Consider the following 20,666-nt stretch of genomic DNA (forward strand, 5'->3'; position numbering starts at 1 on the left):
CCCAAGCGACGATAAACCGACGCCGGGCACGAAAGGACAGAGATGGCATCACTGGAAGTCGGCAAGGTTCAAATCTATACGGGCGACGGCAAGGGCAAGACGACGGCTGCGTTGGGGCGCGAGAGGATGTCGAGGAACTGATTGCGATAAAGCCCGCCACCACGGAGCTCGTGCTCACCGGCCGCGGGCTGCTGCCGTTGGCCTACCTCGCGGACTTAGTCACCGAAATGCGCCCCGTCAAACACTACTTCGACGAAGGCCTCCTAGCCCGCCAAGGCATCGAATACTAATTGATCCGAAGGGGACAGAGGAAAACGGGTCATCGACATCACGACGGAGAGCAATGATCCATTTTCCTCCGCCCCAAGGGATCATTAGGCAGTGGCGCGGCCTAGCCAGTTGCCGCTGTGGTGGTAGATGGTGAACATCGCGGCCGTAATGAACCAGGTTACGGGGTAGACCAGCAGCAGGTGCTCAAGCGACGGATCGAACGGCATAATCGCAAACACCCAGATCACCCTGAGCACGACGGTGCCAAAGATGGTGAGCATCATAGGCTGCAAGCTCACGCCGGCGCCGCGGATGGAACCCGAGGCGTTCTCGATAATCGAGAAAATCGCATAGAACGGCGCAATGAAATGGAGGATGGTCGTGGTGTACGCCGAAATCGAAGCATCGTCGACAAACAGGCGCGACAACGGACCCGAGAACACCAGCAGCACGGCAGACAGGCCACCAATGAGCATAAACGACAGCACGAGCGACGTATGGTAGCCCTTTCGCATGCGCTCGTAGTTGCGCGCGCCAAAGTTCTGTGCCGAGAACGTGGTAATCGACACGCCAAGCGCCTCGGTAACCATCCAGACAATGCCATCCAGGCGGCCCGAAAGACCCCAAGCCGTGGTGACATCGGCACCAAACGAGTTGACCGACACCTGAATCAAAACGTTGGAAATCGAATACGCAGCAGACTGAAAGCCAAGCGGCAGACCACACGAAATCATGCTCTTACAAATACCAGGATCAATGCCGAGTTTGGACAGTGAAAGCCGCCACGCACCCGGTGCGTGCATCATACGAATCACGATCATCGTGGCATTGGAGCAAATGGTCAGCGCCACCGCGATGCCGCAGCCCAGAGCCTCCATATGAAGTACGGCAACGAAGATGACATCCAGCACCGCATTAACAAGGCAGCCGGAAGCGATGATCACAGCGGGCCCGCGCGTGTCGCCCACGGCGCGCAGCAATGCCGTTCCCATATTGAGCAGCAGCGCCGCAACCATGGCGGCAAAATAGCAACGGGCATAGGCCACGCCCTCGGCCAATAGTTCATGCGGCGTATTCATAAGCACCAGCATGGGCTCAACGAACACTATGCCAAGAATCGAGAAAGCGATACCGCCCACCAGCGCGAGCGTCATGGCCGTGTGGACCGATCGGCTCAGGCGCTCGTCATCGTGCTGGCCAAAAAACTGACCGGTAATAACGGCACAGCCAGCACCCACACCGACGCAAAAACCAATGCAGAGCTCGGTGAGCACCATCGTAGCTTGAATGCCACCTAGCGCGAGCTTGCCGCCAAACTGACCGACGATATAGGTACCGATAAGCGTGTAGGCCTGCTGAAAAAACGAACTAAAAAAGATGGGAACGCACAGCGAAAGCAGCTGCTGCCAAATAACACCCTGCGTTACATCGATAGCCGTAGATTTCTTAGCCACACGCCCTCCCCAAAAGCGTACGTCAACCGACAAAACAGTAATTAAAGACCTAAGCTAATAGCAGCTTAGCACCGACCGACGTCGACCGAAACACCCCGAGTCAGAGCCCGGTGCAAACTATCTGCCTAGTGATACAGCCCCGGCTGGTAGTGATACTCGTTGCTCACGTGCGGGCACAGCTGCCAAAAGGCGACGGCACTCGCCGCGGCCACGTTGAGCGAATCGACCCCGTGCGCCATCGGAATGCGCACGGCTCGGTCGCAGCCCGCGATAGTCTTGGCGCCCAGGCCGGCACCCTCGGTGCCCATAAAGATCGCCAGGCGATCAACCTCCTGCAGCGCAGGATCGTCCAGCGAAACGGAGTCGTCCGTCAGCGCCATCGCAGCGCACGAAAAACCGGCTTCGTGCAGTGCCGCCAGGCCATCGTGCGGCCACACACGAGCCTCGCTGCCAATACGCGTCCACGGCACCTGAAACACCGTGCCCATGCTCACGCGGGCCGAGCGACGGTACAGCGGGTCGCAGCACGTCGGACTGACCAAAATACCGTCGACATTGAGCGCGGCGGCCGAGCGGAAAATCGCACCCACGTTCGTGTGGTCGACAATACCCTCGAGCACGCACACGCGCACCGGGCGCTCCCCCGCCGCCTCGACGACGCCACCCAAGAACTCATCAACCGGAATCTGACGCGGGCGACGGAACGCCGCCAGCGCGCCGCGCGTCACGTTAAAGCCCGTCAACTGCTCCATGAGCTCCATGGAGGCCACGAACACGGGAACCGGACCCGCTCCCTCGCGCACGACAAGCTGGTCAAACAGCGGCATCATCTGGTCGAGCCAGCGCTCGCCCAGAAGAAAGCTCACCGGCTCATATCCGGCGCGAACCGCACGCTCGATGACCTTGGCACTCTCAGCGATAAAAATGCCCTTCTGCGGCTCCAGCACGCAGCGAAGCTCACGCTCGGTCAGTCGCACGTAGGCATCGAGCCGCTCGTCCTCGAGCGAATCAATTCGCAGAACCTCAACGGCATCAGTCATAGCAGCCAGCCCGCACCCTTCTTTACAGCACATCTATACCAAACGAGGCGACGCTAAGCGCCGCCCCATGCATTCAATCAACCCGATGATACCGTTCACGCCAGACGATTTACGCCTCGATGCGACGATACGTCACGAACTCATAATCGACGCCCTCGTCACCCTCACCGGCGGCAATCGTCGCGACCCCGCTACGCTGCGCAATCTCCCACGCAGGATCGGCTTCCAAATCGGGAAAGTACGTATCCACGACATGGACGCAGTGGTTATGCGTGACCTCGGCCTCGACGCAATACGGCAAAAAATGCCGATAGACATCGCCGCCACCGATCACCCAGGCAACGGGCTCATCGGCAACCGCGGCGAGCGCCTCGTCGATACTATGCACCACGTCGACGCCCTCGGGGGCAAAGCTCTCGTCGCGGGTGAGCACGATATTGCGGCGGTTCTTGAGCGGACGCCCGCCGGGAAAACTCAGCAGGGTCTTGCGTCCCATGATAACCGGGCAGCCCTTGGTGCAGGCCACAAAATGGCGCATATCGGCGCGATTGGACACCACCATGTCGCCCTCGCACCCAATGCCCCAATCGTCACACACGGCGACGATAGCAGATAGCTTACACGTCATGAGCACCACCTACACCGCAATGGGAATGTTCTTGACCTGCGGGCCGTGCTCATAGCCCTCGACGATCAGGTCATCGGTCGTAAACGCATAGAAGTCATGCACATCGGGGTTGAGCGTTACCTTGGGTGCCGCAAACTGCGGACGCTCGATAAGCTCGCGGACGATATCGACATGACGATCATAGATATGGGCGTCGGCGATCACGTGCAGCAGCTCACCGGGAATCATATCGACCGACTGCGCGACCATCATCAGCAAAATGGCGTACTGGCACACGTTCCAGTTGTTCGCGGCCAAAATGTCCTGGCTGCGCTGATTGAGAATCATGTTGAGCGTCGGCTTGTCGTCCAGAGGACGCTGCGTCACGTTATAGGTCACGCTATAGGCGCACGGATAAAGGTGCATCTCGGACAGATCGCTAAACACGTACGTATTGGTCATAATGCGGCGACTATACGGCGTGTGCTTAAGGTCGTACAGCACACGGTCCATCTGGTCGAAGTCGCCCTCGGCGTAATGGCTCTTCTGACCAATCTGATAGCCGTAGGCTTTACCGATGGAACCGGTCTCATCGGCCCACTCATCCCAGATATGGCTGTTGAGATCATGCACGTTATTGGACTTCTTTTGATAGATCCACAGAATCTCGTCCATGGCAGACTTAAGCGCCGTACGACGCAGGGTGAGCGCGGGGAACTCCTCGCGCAGATCATAGCGCGCCGTGACACCAAAGTTTTTAATGGTATAGGCAGGGGTGCCGTCCTCCCACACCGGACGGACCTTTTGGCCCTCGGTGGTGGTGCCATGATCCAAGATATCGCGGCACATGGTTACAAACTGCTGATCAGCTTTGCTCATTGACCCTCCTGTCAGTCGCCTATAAGCGAGATTTATTGTAGCCCAGGCGCGCGAGTGTCGAATTGGACACTTAGTCCGGCACACGCAATGCACGGCAGCGCGGCTCCGCAAGCGGCAACGAGGCATCTTAGCCTTTTTCTGACATATGCCAGAAATGCCTTGCGCCCAACGACTAACGCGTTATCCTATTGTTGACATATGTCAGATAAGGAGTGTGCATGGCAGGAAGACGCGAAAAACTGCGCCGCGTCGGGATCATCCCCGAATACCGCGGCTTCACCCCCGATGGCCTGGCCAGCGGTGATGCCATCGACATGACCGTCGACGAGCTTGAGGTGCTGCGCCTGTGCGACCTGGAAGGTCTCAACCAAGAGGCGGTCGCCCAGCAGATGGGCATCGCCCGTGCAACGGTGGCGGCCATTTGCAGCCGCGCGCATCGCAAGGTGGCCGATGCGCTGGTCAACGGACGAGCGCTCGTCATCGAGGGCGGCAATATCGCGTACTCCCCCATCGCCTCGACGACGGCCGCATGGCCAGCAAAGGAGGTCGGCACCATGAGGGTGGCAACGACGTACGACAACGGCAACATCTTTATGCACTTTGGCCGCAGCGAGCAGTTCAAGATCTACGACATTCAGGACGGCAAGGTGCTCAACGAGCAGGTCGTGGGCACCGGCGGCACCGGCCACGGCGCCCTGGCGGGCCTGCTCGCCAACGGCGGTGTGGACACGCTCATCTGCGGCGGCATCGGCGGTGGCGCCATCAACGCGCTTGCCCAAGCCGGCATCACGGTATACGCAGGTGCCCAGGGCAGCTGCGACGCTTGCGTCGAAGCCCTCATCGCGGGCACGCTCGCGCAGACCGGCGAAGCCAACTGCGACTGCCACGGACACGACCACGAACACACCCACGAGCATGGCGAATCCTGCGGTTGCCATGGCCATCACGACCACGAAGGCCACGAGGGCTGCGGCTGCCACTAACGGCAAGCGCCTCGGTGCCGACACACGCCACGCACACAACAAACTACGCAACAACGGCGAAGGCCGCCTGGAACACCATCCAGGCGGCCTTCGCCATACACGACTCAACTGGTCGTTACTTCTTATTGCGCATCTGCGCTTCCATCTGGCGCAGCAGGTCCATATCGGACTTGGGGCCGCCCGTTCCTAGGCCACCCATACCGCCCAGGCCCATGGCATCCAGACCGGGAATATTGGGCATGCGCATCTTTTTGCCCTTTTTGCCCTTCTTACCCTTCTTGCCGCCGGCCTGCGCCTGATTGGCCATTGTGCGCATGCGGCCCATCATCTTATTCATCTCGCCCCACTGCTTCATAAGGCTGTTGACCTCGGTGGGGGTCACGCCGGCGCCCTTGGCGATGCGGGCGCGACGCTGGCCGTTGATAATGGAAGGACGCAGGCGCTCCTCCTTGGTCATCGACATGATGATGGCCTCGTTCTTGTCGAAGATGCCCTCGTCCAGGTTGCCGCCCATCTGGTTGAGCGCACGCTGGCCGCCGGGGAGCATGCCCAGGATGCCCTTCATGCCGCCCATCTTCTTGACGGCCTTCATCTGCTCGAGCATGTCGTTCATGGTGAAGCCCTCACGCAGCATGCGCTCGGCAGCCTCGAGCTGCTTGGCGTCAGCCGCCTCCTGGGCCTTCTCGATGATGCCGACGACGTCGCCCATGCCCAAGATGCGCTTGGCCATGCGGTCGGGGTAGAACGGCTCCAGCGAATCGGGCTTCTCGCCCATGCTAACAAACTTGATGGGCTTGCCGGTCACCTGGCGCACCGAAAGCGCGCCGCCGCCACGGGCGTCACCATCGAGCTTGGAGATGATCACGCCGTCAAAGTCGGTGCGCTCGGCAAACGTCGAGACGACGTTGACGATATCCTGGCCAGTCATGGCATCGACGACCATCAGCACCTGATCGGGCTTGACGGCCTTCTTGATATCCACGGCCTCCTGCATCATCTGCTCGTCGATCTGCAGGCGACCGGCGGTATCGACGATGACCACGTCGCGCAGGTGGTCGACGGCCTCCTGGATGGCGCCCTTGGCGATATCGACCGGGTGCGCGCCGTCACCGCGGAAGACCGGCACGCCGATCTCGCCGCCGAGCGTTGCCAGCTGGTCGGCAGCGGCGGGGCGGTAGACGTCGCACGCGGCGAGCAGCGGCGAGCGACCCTGCTTCTTGAGCAGGTAGGCCAGCTTTACGGCTGCCGTAGTCTTACCGGAGCCCTGCAGGCCCACGAGCATGATGACGTTGGGGATGCGGTTGCTAAAGACGAGCTTGCTCTCGGTGGAACCGAGCATCTCGGTGAGCTCGTCGAGCACGATCTTGACGACGTTTTGCGCCGGCGACAGCGACTCCATGACCTCGGCGGTCATGCAGCGCTCCTTGGTCTTGGCGACAAACTCCTTAACGACCTTGAAGTTGACGTCGGCCTCGAGTAGCGCCATGCGGATGTCGCGCATGGCCGAGGTGATATCGGCCTCGGTCAGCTTACCCTTGCCGCGCAGACGGTCAAATGTGTCGTTGAGGCGATCGCTCAGAGAATCAAACACTAGTCACTCCTTAGTTGGACTCGCCCACCAGGGCGCGGCAGAAATCTTTGGCATTGAACTCCTGCAGGTCATCGACCTGCTCGCCCACGCCGATGCGCAGGATGGGAAGCTTGAGCTTCTCGGCCACGGCCATGGCGATACCGCCCTTTGCCGTGCCGTCGAGCTTTGTCATGATAATACCGTCCAGGCCCAGCGCCTCGTTAAACTCAAGCGCCTGGTTGAGGCCGTTTTGGCCTGTCGCGGCATCGATTACGAGCACGACATAGACGGGCATGGGGCCGGCGGCCATTTGACCAGCGCGCTTACGGGTCACGTTGACCACCTTGGCAAGCTCGCGCATGAGCTCGGGACTCGTGTGCAGACGACCGGCGGTATCGATAAGCACCAGGTCGCTGCCGCGCTTGTCGGCCTCGTCGAGCACGTCGTAGCACACGCTCGCCGGATCGGAGCCGCGGTCGCGCTTGATGACGGGAACGCCGGCGCGCTGGCCCCATACATCGAGCTGTTCGATGGCGGCGGCGCGGAAGGTATCGGCCGAACCGATTACGACGTTCTTGCCGCGAGCTGCCATGGCGCTCGCGATCTTGCCGACCGTCGTGGTCTTGCCGGCGCCGTTGATGCCCACAAACAGCACGCAACTCGGCGTATCGGCGAACGGATCGCGCTCAATGGGCACAAAGTGCTGCTCGAGCTGCTCAGCCAGGGCACGACGGAGCTGTGGGGCTGTCTTGAGGTTCTTCTTGGCCGCGGCATCGCGCAGGTCATCAGAAACCTGGATGGCGACCTCGGCACCCATGTCACCCATGACGAGCGTGTCCTCTAGGTCCTCCCAAAAATCTTCGTCGACCTCGCCGCCAAAGTAGAAGACCTCGTTGAGGGCCTCGCGGCTGCGCTCAAGTCCGCGCGAGAGAGCATCAAAGAATCCCATTACGCATTCACGACCTTTCCGGTTTCGCGATCGAGTTTTTGCGAGACGACGCGACTGACGCCGTCAGCTTGCATCGAGACGCCGTAGAGAACGTCAGCGTCCTCCATAGTACGGCGCTGATGCGAAATGACCAAGAGCTGCGTATCAGAACGCAACACGTCCAGCGCGCCGATGAGCTTGGACAAGTTGGCGTCGTCGAGCGCCGCCTCGACCTCGTCCAGTACGTAGAACGGCACCGTGCGCGTGCGGTACACGGCAAAAAGCAGGGCGAGCGCCGTCAGGCTCTTCTCGCCGCCCGACATGAGCATCATCTTGGTGATGCGTTTGCCGCGCGGCTGCGCCACGACCTCGATTCCCGTCTCGGCCGGATGCTCTGGGTCGGTCATCTCCAGATGAGCCTGGCCTCCCGGGAAGAGCATGGCGAAGATCTCTCTGAAGTTCGCATCGACCTTCTCGAATGTTACCAGGAACGCCTTGCGCATCTTGCGGTCGATAGCCACGGTGATTTTGGTGAGCGCCTTGCGTGCGCTCTCCAGATCGGCCAGCTGTTCCTCGATGTAATCGGCGCGACGCTTGAGCTGCTCGTACTCTTCCATGGCAACCTGATTCACCGGACCCAGGTTGTTGATTTGGCGCACGAGCTGGTTGAGCTCGCGCTCGGCAGCGTCACGGTCGGTGGGCGCGGGAAGCATGAGCGCTTCCTCGAGCACCGTGGTGCCGTCGGCGGTGATGGCCTTGATGGCCGCCTCCACCTGCACCTCGAGCTTACCGCGTGCGACCTTGAACTCGTTTTGCGTCGCGGCGGCGGTATCAACCTTATCTTTGGCGCGAGCGACTTCGGCCTTGGCGTCCTCGATGGTCTTCTTGAGCGAGGCGGAGTCCGCCTCCTCGAGCGAAGCTTGGTCACGAAGGCGTGCGGCCCAGTCCGAGGCGCGCTCCAGCAGGGCCGAGTAGCGCTCGTGCATGGGATCGACGCGCAGTCGCAGCAGCTCAAGCGAGCGCGAAGCCTGGCGCGTTCCGCGGATACGGCGGTCGATACCCTCCAGACGATGCTCCAGATCGGGAACGCGGCCCTTCAGCGAACGCAGGCGCTCGCTCGTCTGGGCCAGACGTACCTTGGCATCGGCGAGCTTACCGGCGGCCTCGGAGTCATCGCGGCGCACACGGTCGAGCTCATCGTTGGCCTCGGCAATCTGCAAGCCCAAGTCACTCGCCTGCGCACGAGCTTCGTCACGCGAGCGAGTAAGTTCATCCACGCGTGGACGAGCGGCACGGACGGCCTCGGCGGCCTGCTCACGGCGCTTGGAAATGCGCACGCGCTCGACCTCGGCGTTGTTGGCGCTTTGCTCAAGGCGGCCGATCTCGGACAGTAGCGAGCGACGCTCACCCTCAAGGCGGGCAATCTCGCCGGCGGCATCGCCCTCGGCAGCACGGGCCTCCTCGACGGCGGCGTTGGCCTCGACGACTTGGTCCGAAACATGCTCAAAGATAGCAGCCAGATCGGGCTCCAGGCCCTCGAGCTCACGGATGCGGCGCTTGCGCTCCAAGGCACCCGAAGCCTCGCCGGCATCGAGCCCCACGCGCACCAAGCCGCCGCAGCACACGCGGGCGCCATCGGGAGTCACGTAGGTCACACCGTCAACGACAGGCGCAGTCAGCGCGGTGGCCAAGTCATCGACCACGTAATAGCCGCCGAGCAGCGCCTCGACAATCGGACCATAACCGGCGCGCACAGACAGACGATCGACCAGACGAGAGCCGGCAGCGCCCTTGGCAGCTGCACCGCCGCTCACGCCGCGCGCCACCAGCAGTGCCTCGCCCGAGGCCTTCTTCTGGTCCAGGGCGGCACGCCCGGCGCGCTCGAGCGCATCAGCGTCATCAAACAACAGGGCATCGATATCGCCGGCAAGCAGCTGCTCCACCAGGCCTTCGAGTTCGCGCGGGGCTTCGAGCACATCACCCAGGCGACCCGTTATGTCATCGCCCAACGCCCCCACCAGTCGGCTCACGAGCGGCGAGCTGTCGGCCATACGGGCATCGAGTTTCTTTTGGCTGGCAAGCTCCGAGCGCACCTCGGACAGCTTGTTGCGCGCCTCGCTCTCGCGGGCACGCAGGTCCTTAAGGGCAGCGCGGGCGACCTCGGTGGTCTCGCGAGCATCGACCTGGGCTTGACGAGCCTGATCGAGTGCGCCTTCGAGCTCCTCAGCGCGGTCGCGACGGCTCTCGAGCGAGGCCGTAACCTCCTCGAGCTGCTCGTCAATCTGCTCCAGGCGCGAGGCGTACATGTTGTCCTCGACCTCGGCGTTGCTCAGCGAGTCCTTCACCTTGGCAAGCTCGAGCGCGGCGTTATCGGCAACGCGCTGCACATCGCGCTGCTCACGTGTGAGCTGCGAAATCTGATTGTCGAGCGCCACGCGACGCTCGTGGAGAGCAGCGGCGGCAGGTCCGGCGGCGTTAACGTCCTCCTGGGCCTGCATATGCGCGCCGGTCACTTCCTCGAGCTGGGCGCGCGCATCCTCGAGTTCCTCGACCACGCGACGGCGCTGATGCTCGGAGCCCGAGATCTGTCCGCGCATGTCGGACAGGCGCGACACCATGTTGTGACCCTTTTCCTCGAGCAGGCGCATGTCTGAGTTAATGCGGCCGACCACGTCTTGCATATGACGGCGTTGCTCGCCCAGATCGCCCACAAACAGGCCTTTTTCCTCGAGCATGACCTGAAGCTTCTCGAGCTCACGCTCTTTCTCGCCCAAGCGGTACTGCGCTAGCTCAAGCTCGGCCGCGCCCTCTTTGGAGCGGCTCTCCAGATCGTTCCACTGCGACTGCAGGGAACGCAGCTCGTCAACGGCCAGCATCTGCGTAAGCTCGTTTGCGCGCGAGGACAGCTCCTTGTACTTGCGCGCGCGATCGACCTGACGCTCCAGCGGACGCAGCTGGCGGGCGATTTCCTTATTGATGTCGCGGGCACGGGTCAGGTGCTCGTCCATCGACTTGATCTTTTTAAGCGCACGCTCCTTGCGACGCTTGTGCTTGGAGATACCGGCGGCTTCCTCGATGAGGGCGCGGCGCTCCTCGGGGCGGCTCTGCAAAATGGCGTCGAGCTTGCCCTGACTGATGATGGAATGCGTATCCTTGCCCAGGCCCGAATCGTGCAGGATGTCCTGAATGTCCATCAAGCGGCACGGACTCGAGTTAATGAGGTACTCGCTCTCGCCCGAGCGATACATGCGACGGGTGATGGCGACTTCGTCAAAGTCGACAGGCAGCATATGGTCCGAGTTATCGAGCACCAACGTGACCTCGGCCACACCCACCGGCTTGCGCGCCGACGAGCCCGAGAAGATGACATCCTCCATGGCCTGACCGCGCAGCTGCTTGGCGCTCTGCTCGCCCAGGACCCACAGAATCGAGTCGGAGATGTTCGATTTTCCCGAGCCGTTGGGACCGACGATTACGGTCAGGCCCGGCTCAAATGACATATGGGCGCGGTCGGCAAACGACTTGAACCCTTTGAGCGTGAGGGACTTGAGATACACGGTTCCTCGCTTAAACAGGCTTCTTGTTGAGAATCACGCCATTGGTGGTGTAACCCATACGGTCGAGCGCCTCGAGCGCGGCGGCTCCCTCGGCTTCCTTCTTAGAGGAACCGGTGCCGCGACCCTGACGAATGCCATCGATCAACACCACGGCGGTAAAGGTGGGCGCATGCGCCGGACCCTCGGATCCGATCAGCTTATACGCCGGAGGCTCGTGGCCGTCGGCCTGCACGCACTCCTGCAAAAACGACTTGGGGTTCGCAGGGTGTTCGGCACGCTCGGTAGCCAGGTGCGGCTTAAGCGTGCGGTGAATAAACTCCGCCGCGGCATCCCAACCAGCATCCAGGTACAGCGCGCCCACGAGCGACTCATAGACGTTCTCGAGCGCCGAATGCAGGCCGCGTGCGCCCGTACCGGTCTCGGAGGCACCAAAGATGATGATGTCGTCGATACCCAGCTCGTGGGACACTTCAGACAACGTGGCGCCCGAGACGAGCGACACCTTCAAGCGGGTGAGCTTGCCCTCGTCAAACTCGGGATAGGACTCAAAGAGCGAGCGGGCGACGACGGCACCCAAAATGGAATCGCCCAAAAACTCCAAGCGCTCGTAGCTTGCCGAGACTGGCTGGCCTTCGACGGCCGAAGGATGCGTGAGGGCTGCGCGCAGCAGCACCTTGTCATTGAACTCATGGCCCAGAATCTCCTGGGCGCTCGTAAGTCGTTCGGATAAAGCCAAGACTTAGGCCTCCTTGGCAGCTTCGATAGCGTCGACGGCGTCGGCGACAGAGTTGAGCGAGAGCAGGGTCTCATCATCGATCTCGAGGTCGAACTCGTCCTCGATAGCCGTAACCAGCTGCAGGCGCTCGAGCGAGTTGGCATCGAGGTCGTCAAAGGTGGTCTCATCGCTAATTTCGGCAACATCGACGCCCAGAACGTCAGCAGTGACCTCGGCGATCTTGTCGAAGATTTCGGAGCGGTCCATAGCGCTTCCTCTCATAGTGCATGAATACCAAAAGAATGGTACCGCCCGGGCGGTACCAAGACACGGTTCTGATTCTACCCCACGACGCACGCCCCGAGGCGCATAACGCCGCTGTTATAAAACGATGCCGTCCATGGAGTTGGCGACGTTCTCGACCAGTCCGGCACGTACGGCCTCAGCCGCGGCGAGCGTGCCGTTTTTGACGGCCTCGACCGACGTGGCGCCGTGGCCGATCAAGACAACACCACGCAGGCCCAGCAGGATGGCGCCGCCCTTGGCATCGCCAGAGAGCTTGGCCTTAATCTCGCGCATCTGCTTTTTGATGAGCAGCGCGGCGATCTTGGTGCCGAGCGAGGCCATAAAGGCGCCCTTGAGCTCCTGCAGCAAAAACTTGGCAGCGCCCTCGGTAGCTTTGAGAGCGATATTACCCGACATGCCATCGGCAACGACGACATCGAAGTTACCTGAGGTGAGGTCGGTGCCCTCGCAGTTACCAACAAAGCCGGGAACGGCGGCCTTCATAGCAGGGAAACAGGCCTTGGTAAAGTTGGAGCCCTTCTCATCCTCGGTGCCGTTGGCAAGCAGGCCCACGCGAGGATGCTCGATGCCCAGGACGACGCGGGCATAGGCGCTACCCATCTGGGCAAAACGCACCATGTCATCGACCTCCACATCGGGGTTGGCACCCATGTCGCACAGCACCGTCAGACCGCCGGCGCGATTGGGCAGCGCATTGGTCAGACAGGGGCGCACCGGCTGCTTCTTGCCTTCGGCCTGATACCTAAACGGCGTCACATAGGCGGTGGCGGCGGCGGTCATGGCACCGGTGGAGCCGGCGGAGAAGAACGCATCCGCGTTGCCCTTCTTAATGGCGCGGCAAGAAAGCACGATCGACGACTTACGCTTGGTCATCACGGCGCGAATGGGATCGTCATCCATGGCGATAACGTCGGGTGCCTCCAGGGCCTCGACGCGCGCATGGGAGGCGGCAAAGGGATTGACGATTTCGGCGGAGCCAGCTGCCAAGACCTCGATATCGGGATCGGCGGCAAGCGCAGCCTCGATACCATCGAGAACAACCTGAGGTTTCTCGTCTCCGCCCACAACGTCTACACAAACGCGAACGTTACTCATATAAATGCTCCTTATACAAAAATGGCCGACTCATTGAGCCGGCCATTGTGGTTCCATTTGGAACGGCATCGCATCCAGAGTATACCGTTACTCGGTAACGATAACCTCGCGGTCCTTGTAGAAACCGCAGCTGGGGCACACGTGATGCGGGAGCTTGACAGCACCGCAACGGGGGCACGTGGACTGAGCCGCAGCCGAGATCTTCATGTTGGCGGAACGACGGGTGTGAGTGCGGATACGACCCTGCTTTTGTTTAGGTACGGGCATAGTGACCTTCCTTATGAACTATCCAGTGTGGCGATTACGCGCAAGTAGCGATACTACCACAGTTTTACTCATCAAGCTTGAGATTCTTCAATGCTGCAAATGGATTTTCCGTGGCAGCGGCCCATTCTGCCTCTGCCTGGGCGGCGCAATCGCATTGCTCGACGTTGAGATTGCAACCGCATGTGGGGCACAGACCACGGCAATCGGGCTTGCAGAGCACCACAAACGGCGTGTCCATAACGACCGCGTCATTGATAGGCTCACCCAGATCAACGATACGGTCCTCACCCAGGAGCTCGTAGCCGTCCTCGTAGGCCTCGGGATCCTCGGGCTCCTCAAAGAGGTAGAACTCCTCGATCTCGCCGGCGATATCAAACGAGGCGGGCTCCAGGCAACGGTCGCACTCGCCGGTGGCGTGCGCGCGAACCATGCCCGTGAGCAAGACACCGGTACCGGCATTGGTAAAGACAACGTCGTAGTCGATGCCGTCCTGTAGCTGGTACTCCTTCTCGCCCACCGTGTAGGTGGCGACATCGACCTTACCGGTCAGCGGATACGAATCTCCAGGAAACTCGAGCTGCTCGGAAAGATCGACGGTAACGCTCGGGAACTCAGCCATTACCACTGACCATTCTGCTGGGCGGCACCCTCGTTGAGCTGCTGACGGCAACGGGTAACGGTGCCGGTCAGGCTCTTGAGGTTCTCCTCCAGGTGCGTAAAGACCTGCTCTGCGTAGTCCTCGGCAGCATAACGCGTCTCGCGCTCGTACTGCTGGGCACGATCGCGGATGTCGTCGGCCTGCTGCTGCGCAAGGCGGACGATCTCCTGCTCACCGGCAATGGTGAGGGCCTGCTGCTGAGCGTCGGCGATGATGGAATCGGCCTGAGCGGCGGCGGAAGCCATAAGCTCCTCGCGCTCCTTAAGGATACGGCGGGACTTCTGCCACTCCTCGGGATAGCTCATGCGGATCTCGTCGAGGATGTTGAAGAACACGTCGGCGTCGATGACCTTGAACTGAGCGTTCTTGCCGAAAGGCGGCTTGGCTTCCTCGATCAGCCCTTCGAGCTCATCGACCAAGCTGACGATCCTATCGCCAGGAAAATTCTCGCCCGGCATCCGGTCTCCTTTCATAGGTAACATATCATCGTGCTAGTTTACCACATGCCACCTGGCAATAAAAAACGTCACGAAAAGCGATGTTTAAGCGCCTCGACCACATTAGCCGGCACAAACGTCGAAACATCACTACCGAGCGAGGCGATCTGGCGTACAACCGAGCTCGAGATGTAGCCATACTGCGGAGCACTCATGACAAAGATGGACTCCAGCTCGTTATCCAAGCGGTAGTTGAGGTCGGCTTGCTGCAGCTCATACTCAAAGTCGGTCATGGCGCGTAGGCCCTTGACCACGGCACCGGCACCCTGCTCGCGAGCAAAGTCGACGAGCAGTCCGGTAAAGGGCAGGACCTCGACGCCATCGATATCACCGAGTGCCTCACGGGCCAGCGCCACGCGTTCATCGAGCGTAAACGTGGTGCCCACGCCGTTTTTGCCCTGCGACTCGGCAACGGCCACGATCACACTGGGAAAAATGCGGCGGGCGCGGCGGATGACGTCGATATGGCCAAACGTGATGGGATCGAAGGTACCCGGAACGATGACGCGGTTAATGGTGTCACTCATGGGCATCCTCCTGAAACGTCGTGCCGTCGCTGTCATCGGCATCGGTGGCGATGTCGTCATCCTCGCCCTCGCCGACCCAACGGAGCAGATCGACCGAGGTGATGCCATAGCGTTTCTCACGCACGGTTACAAAGCCGGCAGGATGTGCACCCGCGTCGGCGGCAGCATGCTCAAACAGAGCATAGGCGCCCGGGGTGAGCAGACCCTGCTGGGCCAGGTTCTGCAGCAGCTCATCGACCGGCTTGGCACCAAAAGCATAGGGCGGGTCGAGCAAGACCAGATCGAAGGGGCCGCCCGGCACGCGGCCGCGCGAAGCGCTCGCAAGGACATCGCCCGTCACCACACGCCAACGCGCGCGATCGCGACAGAGCGACTCGATATTCTTGGTTATGAGCCTCGCGGCATTGCGATCGATCTCGAACGTCGTGAGCGAACGGGCGCCCCGCGAGAGCATCTCGATGCCTAGGGCACCGGAGCCGCCAAAGGCATCCAGTACGCGAACCTCGTCCAAATCAAAGCCGAAGGCCGATAGGACCATGGATGCACACGCCTCGCGCACGCGGTCGGTCGTCGGACGCGTAACATCGCGACCGCGCGGTTCTTCGATCTTGCGACCGCGCCATTCACCGCCGATGATTCTCATCCTCCGCTGACCTCCTTAAAAATATGTCGATATCGCTTGGCGACCGCATCGCGCAGGGGACGCGTCGCCACAGAGTCAAGATTACTAGCATACCGCAAGAGCTCGACCGCGTCCAAATGCGCCCACTCGATGAGCTCCTCATCGGCATCAAGGTCGACAAAACGCAGGGTCACGCCACCATGCTGACGGTAACCCAAGATTTCGCCCTCGTGGCGAAGTCGCAGGTCCATCTGTGCAAGCGTAAAGCCATCTGCGGTCTTCTCGAGCGACTGCAGGCGATCTTGTGCCGCCGATGTACCACCGTTGCCCTTGGAGTGCGTCATGACCAGGCATGTGCCCGCCACGGTACCACGGCCCACACGTCCACGAAGCTGATGCAGGGCGGCCAAACCAAAGCGCTCACCGTTCTCGATGACCATCACGGTGGCATTGGGCACGTCGACGCCCACCTCGACCACGGTGGTCGAGACGAGCACGTCAATCTCGCCGCGTTTAAAGGCGTCGATCACGCGATCCTTCTCCCCCGCCCGCATGCGGCCGTGGAGGCGCTCGACAGTAAGACCCGGCAGCGCCAGGCGCAGGCGGTCGAGCTCGGTTGCCGTATCGTGCAGCGGCACGGGGACGGTCACGCGGCCCTCGTCGTCACGGGCGATACCGGGCACATCCTCGAGCTCGTCGGCCGAGTCACTCGGCTCCACAAGCGGACAGATCACGTAGGCCTGCTGGCCCTTCTCGTGTGCCTCACGGATGGCACCATAGGCCAGGTCGCGGCTCGACTCGGTAAGGACGCGCGTCGTCACGCCGGCACCCGGGACGGGACGATGGCGAATGATGCTCGTGTCCAGGTCGCCGTAGACCGAGAGCGCCAGCGTGCGCGGGATGGGCGTCGCCGTCATGACGAGCAGGTCCGCGCCGGGACCCTTCGCGCGCAAGGCATTGCGCTGGCCCACGCCAAAGCGGTGTTGTTCGTCGATGACCACGAGCGACAAGTGCTTAAAATTCACGTCTTCGGAAAGCACGGCATGCGTACCAAAGAGCACGTCAAGCTCGCCCGATTCCAGCTGCGAATGGATGAGCTCGCGCTCCGCCGCCGGCGTGGCGCCCGTCAGGAGCGCCCAAGACATGCCGGCCTGAGAGAGCAAAGGGCCGGTCTTATCGGCATACTGACGAGCCAGCACGCCCGTAGGCGCCATGACGCAGGCCTGGGTGCCGCTATCGACGGCTACGGCCAACGCACAGGCGGCAACGGCCGTCTTGCCGGTACCGACATCGCCCAGCAGCAGACGGTTCATGACGCGCGTATCATCGCACATATCGTGCAAAATATCCTGGAATGCAGCCTCCTGCTCGTCGCTCAGCGAAAACAGCAGGGCCTGCCTAAGAGCAACAAGGTGCTCACCCGCGGTGTGGGCGTAGGGAACCACCTCGACCAAGCCGCCGTCATTGCGCAGACGAAGCGCGAGCTGCAGGTACAGGCATTCCTCATAGGCCAAACGGCGGCGCGCAATGTCGCACTCGGCCATACTCGAGGGAAAGTGAATCGAACGAAGCGCACGGGCATTGCTCATGAGCTTGCGCTTTGCGCGCAGCGGTGCCGGGATGGGATCAAAGGGATTGCCGACGAGCTCAAGAGCACCGCTCACAATGCGACGCATCCATGCCTGGCTTACGCCATCACTTACGTAGTGGACCGGCAAAATGGTACCCGCGGCACGACCATCCTCAAGCTTTTCAAAATGCGGCGAGGCCATCTGCTTAAAGCCGTAGGCAAACTCGACCTTACCCATCACGGCCAGACGGTCACCCCGCTTAAGCTGCTGGGCAATCCAGGGCTGGCGGAAAAAGGCGACCTGCAGCACACCCGTGTCATCCACGAGCGATACCTCGGTCACCTGCATGCGCGGACGAGGCTGCTTTTGAACAATGCGGTCGACCGTGGCAACGATGGTGCACACGGTCCCGATGGGCGCCATCTCGATGGACCATGAGCGGGTAAAGTCCAGATATCGATGCGGGATATGGAGAAGGAGGTCCCCCACCGTCCGGATTCCCAGACGGCGAAGGGCCTCCTCACGTTTACCCGAAACATATTTGAGTCGCGCGATATCCTCGCCGAGCGCATTGCTCTGGGCAAAGCGCTCCGAGACGCGCGGCACGGAGCATAGCTCGGACATGCTCAGATGCCTACTCGATCGAGAAGATCACGGGATAGAGCGGCTGCTCGCCACGATGGGCATCAATCTCCAAGTCGGGCTGAGCCTCCTCGATGGCGTCGACGATCTCCTGGAAGGCCTCGTCGGACAGCTCCTCGCCGGCCAGAATCGTCAGCGCGTCGCCTTCCTCTTCCTCCTGCATACGGTTGATGCAGTCGAGGGTGACCTGTTTCACATCGGAGCCGACCACGTCGATGGAACCGGCGATGATGCCCATGACGTCACCGGAGTGAATCGGAGAGCCGTCCGAGGCGCTGGAATCGCGCACGGCGCGGGTGACCTCGCCATCGCGGACCTCGCTGATGGCGTCGACCATGGCGGCGACGGCGTCCTCGAGCTCGGAATCGGGCAGGACGGCGAACAGCGCGGAGAACGCCTGGGGAACGGTCTTGGTGGGAACGACGGCGACCTTCTTATCGGTGCAGGCAGAGGCAGCGGCCTCGGCAGCCATGCGGATGTTGCCGTTGTTGGGCAGGATGATGACCGAGGTCGCGTTGACCTGGTCGACGGCGCCCAGCAGATCGGCGGTCGAGGGGTTCATGGTCTGGCCACCCGAGACGATCACGTCAACGCCGAGGGACTTGAGGATGTCGGCCTCGCCCGAACCGGCGGCAACGGCGACAAAGCCCAGCGCCTTGGCGGGCTCGGCGGCCTTTTCCTGATCCTCGTGGATCTTGGCGGTACGGTCGTGGGCCTCCATCTCCATGTTGTGGATAAAGACCTCATAGATCTGACCGAGCTGCAGCATGTGCTCGAGCACCAGGTTGGGGGTGTTGGAGTGCACATGGATCTTGTAGTCGGGATAGGCGCCCACGAGAAGCTCGCAGTCGCCCATGGAACCCAGGAACTTAAGGCACTCGTCCTCGTCAAACGGGGCGTCGGCCTTAAACAGGAACTCGTTGCAGTAGCGGAACTCCGAGCCCTCCCAATCGTCGTTGGCCTCGATCTCAACGCGACCAAGGGCCGCGTCGCGGGCAGAGACAGCGGAATCAAACGTGGCGGAGAAATCCTCGACAACGGTGCTGCGGCCAAGTGCTGCAGCCACAAAGTTCTCAAGGAAGATGGCGAAGCCAAAGGCGCCGGAGTCGACCACGCCGTTCTCCTTCAGAACGGGCAGCAGGTCGGGCGTGCGGGCGACGGACTGGTACGCCTCGACGACGATAGCATCGAGCGCATCCTCGGCCGAGAACTTCTTCTTCTCGCACTCATCGGCCTTGGTCGAGACATCGCGCAGGACCGTGAGGATCGTGCCCTCGATGGGCTTGCGGACAGCCTGGAAGGCAACCTTGACGGCACGACGGAAGGCGAAGGCAATGTTGGCGGACGTAATAGGCTCGTCGGCAGAGACAAGACCCTCGGCCACGCCGCGCAGAATCTGCGAGGTGATGACTCCGGAGTTACCGCGGGCACCCATCAGGGAGCCGTGGGTGATGGCGCCGGCGATGGCCTCCATATCGGCATCGGCGGGAAGGGCGGAAAGCTCCTTGGTCACCGAGGCGAGCGTGAGCGACATGTTGGTGCCGGTGTCGCCGTCGGGTACGGGGAAGACGTTGAGCTTGTTGATCTCCTCGGCCTTGTCGGAAACGGCAGCCGCAGCGATCGGAAAACAGGTGCGAATGGTCTTTGCAATCATGGGTATTTGAATCTCCGTTTTCGGATGCTAGTTCAGACGGCTCTTGAGCGCGTCGATATGGATGCCGATCTTAAGGCTGGCGGGATCGATCTGGGCGATCTCCTGCAGGGTAAAGGCAACGGAGCTCGAAAGATTGTGGCAGACGGACTTCATGTTGACGCCGTTCTCGAGCACGACGTGAAGATCGACCGTAAGGCCGTTCCCGTCGGCGGAGACAAGCACGCCCTTGCGGAGGCGCTGACCGGCAAGCAGGCGCACGCTCTCGGCGCCCTGGAGCTGTTCGGCCATACCGACGACGCCATAGCACGTCATCGCGGCATAACCGGCAATATCGGCAATAACGTCGTTCGAGACGCTCAGGCTGCCGTTAATGGTCTCAGACACAAGAATCTCCTTATCTGGTGCTCGCGGCACCATCTCGTGGGAGCAATCATTGGAATATTCTACAACGACCGCGCCATGTTGAGGTGGCGGGCCTCGGGATTACATCCTCGACACGAAATGTTGATACGGTAACGTTCGCGAACAGCGATCGCGGCATGAAAAAACCCGCCGCATAAGCGACGGGTTTTACAACCTGGCTCCCCGGGTAGGACTCGAACCTACAACAGCGCGGTTAACAGCCGCGTGCTCTACCATTGAGCTACCGAGGAATAGGTGCGTGCTCTCAAGCAACGATGTTTATTATACGGACGAATCAGCTCAGGGCAAGAACTTTTTTAAGAAATTTTCCGACCTAGTCATTGGCCTTGATTATCAACTTTATCCGAACACCTCCCACATTCATCCGCACATGTGCGGATGAATGTGGGAACCCGATACCT

At 61.2% G+C, this 20,666-nt stretch carries 21 protein-coding genes and 1 tRNA gene; 3 read left to right on the forward strand and 19 right to left on the reverse strand.

Annotated elements, in window-relative coordinates:
* Positions 1-42 precede the first annotated feature (42 nt).
* Both GT495_RS10815 and GT495_RS10820 read left to right on the forward strand, forming a co-directional pair.
* A complete protein-coding gene (locus GT495_RS10815) occupies positions 43-141 on the forward strand; it encodes a cob(I)yrinic acid a,c-diamide adenosyltransferase (protein WP_229042206.1) in 99 nt (32 codons plus the stop codon).
* 29 nt (positions 142-170) lie between these two features.
* Positions 171-290: a cob(I)yrinic acid a,c-diamide adenosyltransferase gene (locus tag GT495_RS10820; protein ID WP_370457578.1), complete on the forward strand. Its 120-nt coding sequence runs from the start codon at positions 171-173 to the stop codon at positions 288-290.
* Positions 291-374: 84 nt separating this feature from the next.
* Here the strand turns inward: GT495_RS10820 and GT495_RS03035 are convergent, their stop codons facing one another.
* From GT495_RS03035 to thyA, 4 genes are all read right to left on the reverse strand, one after another.
* Positions 375-1,724 carry an MATE family efflux transporter gene (locus tag GT495_RS03035; protein WP_161161438.1) on the reverse strand — a complete coding sequence of 450 codons (1,350 nt, stop codon included), beginning with the start codon at positions 1,722-1,724 and terminating at the stop codon, positions 375-377.
* Positions 1,725-1,849: 125 nt separating this feature from the next.
* Positions 1,850-2,764 (reverse strand): RNA methyltransferase, encoded by a 915-nt coding sequence (locus tag GT495_RS03040; protein ID WP_161161439.1) that lies wholly within the window; start codon positions 2,762-2,764, stop codon positions 1,850-1,852.
* Positions 2,765-2,873: 109 nt separating this feature from the next.
* Complete coding sequence (locus tag GT495_RS03045; RefSeq protein WP_138374836.1) at positions 2,874-3,392, reverse strand: dihydrofolate reductase; 519 nt, start codon at positions 3,390-3,392, stop codon at positions 2,874-2,876.
* 9 nt (positions 3,393-3,401) lie between these two features.
* On the reverse strand, positions 3,402-4,250 hold the full coding sequence (gene thyA / locus GT495_RS03050; RefSeq protein ID WP_161161440.1) for a thymidylate synthase: 849 nt from the start codon (positions 4,248-4,250) through the stop codon (positions 3,402-3,404).
* A gap of 218 nt (positions 4,251-4,468) precedes the next feature.
* Between thyA and GT495_RS03055 the strand changes: the two genes are divergently transcribed.
* Positions 4,469-5,233 (forward strand): DUF134 domain-containing protein, encoded by a 765-nt coding sequence (locus GT495_RS03055; RefSeq protein WP_161161441.1) that lies wholly within the window; start codon positions 4,469-4,471, stop codon positions 5,231-5,233.
* Between the two features lie 115 nt (positions 5,234-5,348).
* Here GT495_RS03055 and ffh read toward each other — a convergent pair whose 3' ends face one another.
* The 15 genes from ffh to GT495_RS03130 all read right to left on the reverse strand — a co-directional run bounded on the left by ffh (position 5,349) and on the right by GT495_RS03130 (position 20,495).
* Positions 5,349-6,824 (reverse strand): signal recognition particle protein, encoded by a 1,476-nt coding sequence (ffh, locus tag GT495_RS03060; RefSeq protein WP_161161442.1) that lies wholly within the window; start codon positions 6,822-6,824, stop codon positions 5,349-5,351.
* A gap of 10 nt (positions 6,825-6,834) precedes the next feature.
* Positions 6,835-7,752 carry a signal recognition particle-docking protein FtsY gene (gene ftsY, locus GT495_RS03065; protein WP_161161443.1) on the reverse strand — a complete coding sequence of 306 codons (918 nt, stop codon included), beginning with the start codon at positions 7,750-7,752 and terminating at the stop codon, positions 6,835-6,837.
* The gene (gene smc / locus GT495_RS03070) at positions 7,752-11,288 is read right to left on the reverse strand and encodes a chromosome segregation protein SMC (RefSeq protein ID WP_161161444.1); all 3,537 of its coding nucleotides are present in this window, start codon (positions 11,286-11,288) and stop codon (positions 7,752-7,754) included. Before smc ends, ftsY begins: the two co-directional genes overlap by 1 nt.
* Before the next feature lie 10 nt (positions 11,289-11,298).
* Positions 11,299-12,024, reverse strand: a complete 726-nt coding sequence (gene rnc, locus GT495_RS03075) for a ribonuclease III (protein ID WP_161161445.1) — start codon at positions 12,022-12,024, stop codon at positions 11,299-11,301.
* Positions 12,025-12,027: 3 nt separating this feature from the next.
* Complete coding sequence (locus tag GT495_RS03080) at positions 12,028-12,270, reverse strand: acyl carrier protein (protein WP_161161446.1); 243 nt, start codon at positions 12,268-12,270, stop codon at positions 12,028-12,030.
* Positions 12,271-12,384: 114 nt separating this feature from the next.
* Complete coding sequence (gene plsX, locus GT495_RS03085; protein ID WP_161161447.1) at positions 12,385-13,404, reverse strand: phosphate acyltransferase PlsX; 1,020 nt, start codon at positions 13,402-13,404, stop codon at positions 12,385-12,387.
* An 87-nt stretch (positions 13,405-13,491) separates the two neighbouring features.
* Complete coding sequence (gene rpmF / locus GT495_RS03090) at positions 13,492-13,671, reverse strand: 50S ribosomal protein L32 (protein ID WP_022094017.1); 180 nt, start codon at positions 13,669-13,671, stop codon at positions 13,492-13,494.
* A gap of 64 nt (positions 13,672-13,735) precedes the next feature.
* Positions 13,736-14,290, reverse strand: coding sequence for a DUF177 domain-containing protein (locus tag GT495_RS03095; RefSeq protein WP_055309521.1), 555 nt, complete (start codon positions 14,288-14,290; stop codon positions 13,736-13,738).
* Positions 14,290-14,787, reverse strand: coding sequence for an ATPase (locus tag GT495_RS03100; protein ID WP_040358176.1), 498 nt, complete (start codon positions 14,785-14,787; stop codon positions 14,290-14,292). The genes GT495_RS03095 and GT495_RS03100 overlap by 1 nt, the downstream gene beginning before the upstream one ends.
* A 68-nt stretch (positions 14,788-14,855) precedes the next feature.
* Complete coding sequence (coaD, locus tag GT495_RS03105) at positions 14,856-15,353, reverse strand: pantetheine-phosphate adenylyltransferase (RefSeq protein WP_138374828.1); 498 nt, start codon at positions 15,351-15,353, stop codon at positions 14,856-14,858.
* Entirely contained in the window at positions 15,346-15,996 is a 651-nt protein-coding gene (gene rsmD / locus GT495_RS03110) for a 16S rRNA (guanine(966)-N(2))-methyltransferase RsmD (protein ID WP_138374827.1), read from the reverse strand. The genes coaD and rsmD overlap by 8 nt, the downstream gene beginning before the upstream one ends.
* Positions 15,993-18,170: an ATP-dependent DNA helicase RecG gene (locus GT495_RS03115; protein WP_161161448.1), complete on the reverse strand. Its 2,178-nt coding sequence runs from the start codon at positions 18,168-18,170 to the stop codon at positions 15,993-15,995. The genes rsmD and GT495_RS03115 overlap by 4 nt, the downstream gene beginning before the upstream one ends.
* Positions 18,171-18,180: 10 nt before the next feature.
* Positions 18,181-19,842, reverse strand: coding sequence for a DAK2 domain-containing protein (locus GT495_RS03120; RefSeq protein WP_161161449.1), 1,662 nt, complete (start codon positions 19,840-19,842; stop codon positions 18,181-18,183).
* Between the two features lie 27 nt (positions 19,843-19,869).
* On the reverse strand, positions 19,870-20,259 hold the full coding sequence (locus tag GT495_RS03125; RefSeq protein WP_192924116.1) for an Asp23/Gls24 family envelope stress response protein: 390 nt from the start codon (positions 20,257-20,259) through the stop codon (positions 19,870-19,872).
* Between the two features lie 161 nt (positions 20,260-20,420).
* Positions 20,421-20,495: transfer RNA gene (locus GT495_RS03130), tRNA-Asn, on the reverse strand.
* Positions 20,496-20,666: the final 171 nt, after the last annotated feature.

The sequence above is a fragment of the Collinsella sp. BIOML-A6 genome (genome assembly GCF_009875845.1).
In the GTDB taxonomy this organism is placed as follows: domain Bacteria; phylum Actinomycetota; class Coriobacteriia; order Coriobacteriales; family Coriobacteriaceae; genus Collinsella; species Collinsella aerofaciens_H.

Coding starts and splice junctions, on each gene's coding strand:
- GT495_RS10815 (WP_229042206.1), top strand. CDS start 43: ATGGCATCACTGGAAGTCGGCAAGGTTCAAATCTATACGGGCGACGGC.
- GT495_RS03040 (WP_161161439.1), bottom strand. CDS start 2,764: ATGACTGATGCCGTTGAGGTTCTGCGAATTGATTCGCTCGAGGACGAG.
- GT495_RS03045 (WP_138374836.1), bottom strand. CDS start 3,392: ATGACGTGTAAGCTATCTGCTATCGTCGCCGTGTGTGACGATTGGGGC.
- thyA (WP_161161440.1), bottom strand. CDS start 4,250: ATGAGCAAAGCTGATCAGCAGTTTGTAACCATGTGCCGCGATATCTTG.
- GT495_RS03055 (WP_161161441.1), top strand. CDS start 4,469: ATGGCAGGAAGACGCGAAAAACTGCGCCGCGTCGGGATCATCCCCGAA.
- ftsY (WP_161161443.1), bottom strand. CDS start 7,752: ATGGGATTCTTTGATGCTCTCTCGCGCGGACTTGAGCGCAGCCGCGAG.
- GT495_RS03080 (WP_161161446.1), bottom strand. CDS start 12,270: ATGGACCGCTCCGAAATCTTCGACAAGATCGCCGAGGTCACTGCTGAC.
- plsX (WP_161161447.1), bottom strand. CDS start 13,404: ATGAGTAACGTTCGCGTTTGTGTAGACGTTGTGGGCGGAGACGAGAAA.
- rpmF (WP_022094017.1), bottom strand. CDS start 13,671: ATGCCCGTACCTAAACAAAAGCAGGGTCGTATCCGCACTCACACCCGT.
- GT495_RS03095 (WP_055309521.1), bottom strand. CDS start 14,290: ATGGCTGAGTTCCCGAGCGTTACCGTCGATCTTTCCGAGCAGCTCGAG.
- GT495_RS03100 (WP_040358176.1), bottom strand. CDS start 14,787: ATGCCGGGCGAGAATTTTCCTGGCGATAGGATCGTCAGCTTGGTCGAT.
- coaD (WP_138374828.1), bottom strand. CDS start 15,353: ATGAGTGACACCATTAACCGCGTCATCGTTCCGGGTACCTTCGATCCC.
- rsmD (WP_138374827.1), bottom strand. CDS start 15,996: ATGAGAATCATCGGCGGTGAATGGCGCGGTCGCAAGATCGAAGAACCG.
- GT495_RS03115 (WP_161161448.1), bottom strand. CDS start 18,170: ATGTCCGAGCTATGCTCCGTGCCGCGCGTCTCGGAGCGCTTTGCCCAG.
- GT495_RS03120 (WP_161161449.1), bottom strand. CDS start 19,842: ATGATTGCAAAGACCATTCGCACCTGTTTTCCGATCGCTGCGGCTGCC.
- GT495_RS03125 (WP_192924116.1), bottom strand. CDS start 20,259: ATGGTGCCGCGAGCACCAGATAAGGAGATTCTTGTGTCTGAGACCATT.